The organism is Streptomyces huiliensis (assembly GCF_020037025.1).
In the GTDB taxonomy this organism is placed as follows: domain Bacteria; phylum Actinomycetota; class Actinomycetes; order Streptomycetales; family Streptomycetaceae; genus Streptomyces; species Streptomyces huiliensis.
In genome coordinates, this window is record NZ_JAIQLH010000434.1 from 1 (window position 1) to 4,892 (window position 4,892).

Sequence of the window (4,892 nt, forward strand, 5' to 3'; positions counted from 1 at the left end):
CGACGACGCGCCGCGCGACCTCGCGGTCCGGGCGCTGCGGGCCGTCCACCGGCGCCCGCCCGAACGGCGGCGCGTCGACGGCGACCCCGGCCTCTGCCACGGTCTGGCGGGGCTCCTCCACATCACCTCCCGCCTCGCCACGACACGGGCGACGGCGAACTCGCCTGCGCCGCCGCCCGCCTGGCGGCCGGCCCGTTCCCGCCCGGCGGCGGCCCCGGCTTCCTCGACGGCGCCGCCGGGGTGACGCTCGCGCTCCTGGGCGCCGCCACGGACGTCGAACCGGGGTGGGACCGGGTCCTGCTGCTGGCGTGACCGAAGGGCGGGAATGGGACGGTGACGCGCTCTCCGCCCGATAGTGCTGCCGGTTTCCGTTGTGGCCTGATTTCGCGACCCGATACCGAGATGCGTTGACAAGTTTTCAACGAAGGCTGTTCACTGCCCGATGCGAGCAGCCGGTCGTGTGGTGGGGCGAGAACACACGCGTGTGACGCCGTTTCCGTGTCCCAAGGCCCCCTCCCCCGGCGGCTTCCGGGGGCGGCGCGCCGGCCACCCACTCCATGGGTCCCCGCCACCTCCGGCCATCCACCCCTCCGACCCCAGGAGTTCTCGTGAGACACCAGCGCTTGGCCTCGCTGCTGACGGCCGTCGTCGCCGTGACGGGCCTGGCCGCCCTCGGCCCCACAGCGTCCGCCGCGTCCGCCACGCCCGCGGCGCCCACCGCGCGTACCGTCGGCACCTGCGACAACGCGCCCGCCTGGAAGGCGGGCACGTGGTACCCCGCCGGAACGGTCGTCCGGTACACGGACGGCAAGTACTACGTCGCGGAGCATGACAACCCGGGGTACGACCCGCTGATCAGCACCTGGTACTGGGACCCGTACACCTGCTCCGGCAACCCCCAGCCCGGCGGATTCGTCGTCAGCGAGGCCCAGTTCCGGCAGATGTTCCCGAACCGGAACGGTTTCTACACGTACAGCGGCCTGGTCGCGGCCCTGAAGGCGTACCCGGGCTTCGCCAACACGGGCAGCGACACGGTCCGCCGGCAGGAGGCCGCGGCCTTCCTCGCCAACGTCGACCACGAGACCGGCGGCCTGGTGCACATCGTGGAGCAGAACACCGCCAACTACCCCACGTACTGCGACCGGAACCAGCCTTACGGCTGTCCGGCCGGGCAGGCCGCCTACTACGGACGCGGGCCCCTCCAGATCAGCTGGAACTTCAACTACAAGGCGGCCGGCGACGCGCTCGGCCTGGACCTGCTGAAGAACCCGTGGCTGGTGCAGAACGACGCGTCCGTCGCCTGGAAGACCGCGCTCTGGTACTGGAACACCCAGCGCGGCCCGGGCAGCATGACGCCGCACGACGCCATGGTCAACGGCCGCGGCTTCGGCCAGACGATCCGCAGCATCAACGGCGCCGTCGAGTGCGACGGCCGGAACCCCGCGCAGGTGCAGCACCGGGTGGACAGCTACCGGAAGTTCGCCCAGATCCTCGGCGTCGCGCCGGGCGGCGACCTGTACTGCTGAGCCGACGGTCCCGACGGCTGACCGCGCGGTCAGCCGTCCCCGCGGGCGAACCGCCGCAGCACATGGACGACGCGCACCACGCCGAGAGCGACCCCGAGGGCCGTCCCGGCCCACACCAGCGCCTTCCCGAAGCCGGTCGGCAGATCCCACACCAGAACCGGCCCGGCCACCGCCGCGAACACCACGAACCCCACAAAGCACGCGCTGAACAGCGCGTACCCGATCTCGACCGTGACGGCGTCCCGCTGCGCCTGACCGCGTGTCCCACTCCCCATCATCCGCCCAGCCTCTCATCTCCGGCCGGGATACGGGCGGTCACGGCCGCGTTCCCGCCGCACCGGGACCGCCGCCTGGCGCGCCGGGCCCGGCACCGGAGGGCCGGCCGGGCTACCGTCGGCCGGGTGGAACTGCTGCTGATGTCCGACACCCACCTGCCGAAACGTGCCAAGGCCCTGCCGCCCGAACTCCTCGACCTGGTACCGCGGGCCGACGTGGTGATCCACGCGGGCGACTGGGTGGACGCCGCGACGCTGGACCTGCTGGAGGCGCGGTCGCGTCGGCTGGTCGCCGTGTACGGCAACAACGACGGTCCCGAACTGCGCTCCCGGCTGCCGGAGGTGGCCTACGCGGAGCTCGGCGGCCTGCGCTTGGGCGTCGTCCACGAGACCGGCGCGGCGCAGGGCCGCGAACGGCGCTGCGCGGAGCGCTTCCCCGACCTCGACGTGCTCGTCTTCGGCCACAGCCACATCCCCTGGGACTCCACGGCCGCCGACCGGCTGCGCCTCCTCAACCCCGGCTCCCCCACGGACCGCCGCCGCCGGCCGCACTGCACCTACATGACGGCGACCGCCACCGAGGGCCGCCTCACCGACGTACGGCTGCACACGCTCCCGCGCCGGACGTGACGGATGTACCTGACGTGACGATGTGACGCGTCGCGCGCCGGGCCCGCTCCGTAAACCGGTGGCTCGTGTCCCCCGCCCGGCGGGATGATGCCCGGTGCGCCGGTCGCGCGCCGCCGGGCCGTCCTCAGCGGGCTCGGCCCGGACGCGGCGGTGTCCGGAACGTGTTCGCCCCTCGCTCGGGAAAGCACGGCGATGACCAAGTCCCCGCCCGAACCGCCCGACCCGTCCAAGCGGACCGAACCGTCCGGCCCGCCCGACCCGGCGGGTTCCGGCCCCGGCCCGGGAGTCGAGAGTCGGTGCGCCCGGCACCTCGGGCGGCCTCAGCAGGACTCGCGGACGTACCCCTTGGACCCGGCGGGCCGGACGTCGTGGTCGCGGAGGGTGATGGACAGCTTCCCGCCCCAGGAGCGGCAGGCGGTGGTGAAGTCCTTCTTCCCGTACTCGATGTCGAAGATCCGGCCCTGGTAGGCGTCACCGTACGCGGGGCACTCCTTGTAGCGGCCGCACTCCTCGACGACGGCGAAGTCGAAGCCGATGCGGGCGTGCTGGGGCAGCAGGTCGGCGGTGTTCTTCTGGGCGATGGCCAGGTGGTTCCGGTGGGCGCGGGCGGCCAGGAGGCGGGCGAAGGCGGCCGCGTGCTCCCGGGTGAGCTTCCCGTCGGAGCGCTCGTAGGAGTCGAGGTTGTCCGGTTCCACGGCGTCGAACCCGGCGTCGGCGCAGCCGTCGATCCAGGGGCCGACGATCTTCATCAGGGCGTCGCGCTTGGCCGGAGTGGAGATGTCCAGCAGGGGCTCGTCCCAGTCCTCGTCGATGATCAGGCCGCCGTCGCCGTTCTTCAGGAGCAGGTCCGGGTGGCGCTTCTTCCACCAGTCGACGGCGTCGCCCGGCTGCGTCTGGAAGGCGTTGACGTAGCAGATGTTGTACACCTCGTCGTCGTCGACGGGCTTGGCCGTGCGGTCGCGGGAGACGGCGCGGACTCCTTCGGGCGGCGGGTAGGCGCCGCCGAGTTGGTAGTCGAAGGCGGTGTTCGCGTCGGGTATCCACACCTTCTCCGGGGCGTCGGCGTGCCCGGACTTCCGAGGAGCGGCGTCCTCGTGCGATCCGGAGGCGGAACAAGCCGTGGCGAGGACCGTGGACAGGGCCATGACGGCGAGCGCGGCGCGGGAGCGGAGAATCGTCACGGAGCAACCTTACGTTCCGGCCGTCAGGACCCGATCTCCACCACCCGCGCCCAGGCTGGCGGCGCGTCCGGGACGTACTCGGGATCGCCCTCGTCCCACGACCGGCCCGCGTCCGGCCGCCGGAACAGGCCGACCACCGTCCGGCACGGCGGCCGGGTGTCCGGCCAGGGCGTCTGGCCGTCCGTCAGGGCGACGATCACGTCGGGGCGGTGCGCCGCCCGGAGGGCCCGGGCGAAGCCCGTGCGGAGGTCGGTGCCGCCGCCGCCCGTCAGCGGGATCGCCTCGGCGCGGCACAGGGCGTGCACCCCCTGCGCCGCCGCGTCGCAGGGCAGGACGGTGACCAGGTCGCGGCGGCCCCCGACGGCTTGGGAGATCGCGGTCACTTCGAGGAGGGCGCTGCCCAGTTCGGCGTCGCTGACGGAACCCGAGGTGTCGATGATCACCGTCACCCGGGGCGGTCTGCGCCGCAGGCTCGGCAGCACCGCGCCGGGCAGCGCGGCCGAGCGGCGTGCCGGCCGGCCGTAGGAGTAGTCCTCCCCCGCGCCGCTGCCGGCGGCGGCCGACCGGACGGCCGCGCCGAGCAACTCCCGCCAGGGCTGCGGCGGATGGCACACCTCCTCGGCCCACCGGCGCCAGCTCCGCGGGGTGTCACCCGGGCGGGCGGTGATCCCCTGGGCCACCCGGAGCCGGACCGCGTCCCGCTCGTGCTCGCTCAAGGCGTGTGCGCCCTCCGGCCCCGACTCCCAGTCGCGTTCCAGCCCGTCGGCACCGCTGCCGCAGTCGAGCCAGGCCAGGTCGCGGGTGTGCGGGCCGAGGCGGAAGAGGCGCAGGTAGTCCTCCATGAGCTCGCCCTCGGGCAGCCCCAGGGCCGCCGGGACGACGGCGCCTTCCGGCCGGACCAGACCGTCGCCGAACACGTCGTCGTTGATCTCGCAGTCCGCGGCGATGTTCATCCGCAACCGGTCGGCGCGGCCGGTCAGACCGCGTTCCCGGGCGACCCGGTCGCCGCGCCCGTGGTGGTCGCGCAGCAGGTGCGCCACCTCGTGCACCCAGACGCCGGCCAGTTCCTCCACCGGCGTCCGGGCCACGAACGCGGGCGAGACGTAGCACCGCCAGTACCGGTCGACCGCCATCGTCGGCACCCGCCACGAGGCCACCGTGTGCAGCGCGAAGAGGGCCGTCGCCAGGTAGGGCCGCACGCGGACGGCGTGCAGCCGGGCGGCGAAGAGCTTCTCGGCGTCGAGCGCGTCGTCGGCGGCGGGGGCGGGGGCGGCGGGGGC

Annotated in this window: 5 protein-coding genes and 1 pseudogene; 3 read left to right on the forward strand and 3 right to left on the reverse strand. The window is 73.9% G+C overall.

The features are described 5' to 3' along the window. Both JNW98_RS34765 and JNW98_RS34770 read left to right on the forward strand, forming a co-directional pair. Window positions 1–244: pseudogene (locus JNW98_RS34765) on the forward strand (lanthionine synthetase C family protein); the annotation flags it as partial. Window positions 245–608: 364 nt separating this feature from the next. Next, a complete protein-coding gene (locus JNW98_RS34770; protein ID WP_223772269.1) occupies window positions 609–1,526 on the forward strand; it encodes a glycoside hydrolase family 19 protein in 918 nt (305 codons plus the stop codon). A gap of 29 nt (window positions 1,527–1,555) precedes the next feature. On the opposite strand, the gene JNW98_RS34775 is transcribed toward JNW98_RS34770, so the two are convergent. Continuing rightward, window positions 1,556–1,801 carry a DUF6332 family protein gene (locus JNW98_RS34775; RefSeq protein ID WP_223772270.1) on the reverse strand — a complete coding sequence of 82 codons (246 nt, stop codon included), beginning with the start codon at window positions 1,799–1,801 and terminating at the stop codon, window positions 1,556–1,558. Window positions 1,802–1,927: 126 nt separating this feature from the next. Here JNW98_RS34775 and JNW98_RS34780 point away from each other — a divergent pair, with 126 nt between their 5' ends. After that, window positions 1,928–2,431, forward strand: coding sequence for a metallophosphoesterase family protein (locus JNW98_RS34780; RefSeq protein ID WP_223772271.1), 504 nt, complete (start codon window positions 1,928–1,930; stop codon window positions 2,429–2,431). A gap of 320 nt (window positions 2,432–2,751) precedes the next feature. On the opposite strand, the gene JNW98_RS34785 is transcribed toward JNW98_RS34780, so the two are convergent. Both JNW98_RS34785 and JNW98_RS34790 read right to left on the reverse strand, forming a co-directional pair. Next, window positions 2,752–3,612, reverse strand: coding sequence for an endo alpha-1,4 polygalactosaminidase (locus JNW98_RS34785; protein WP_223772272.1), 861 nt, complete (start codon window positions 3,610–3,612; stop codon window positions 2,752–2,754). Between the two features lie 23 nt (window positions 3,613–3,635). Then, window positions 3,636–4,892: vWA domain-containing protein (locus JNW98_RS34790; protein ID WP_223772273.1), on the reverse strand; the 1,257-nt coding region annotated here is incomplete at its 5' end.

Coding starts and splice junctions, on each gene's coding strand:
- JNW98_RS34775 (WP_223772270.1), bottom strand. CDS start 1,801: ATGGGGAGTGGGACACGCGGTCAGGCGCAGCGGGACGCCGTCACGGTC.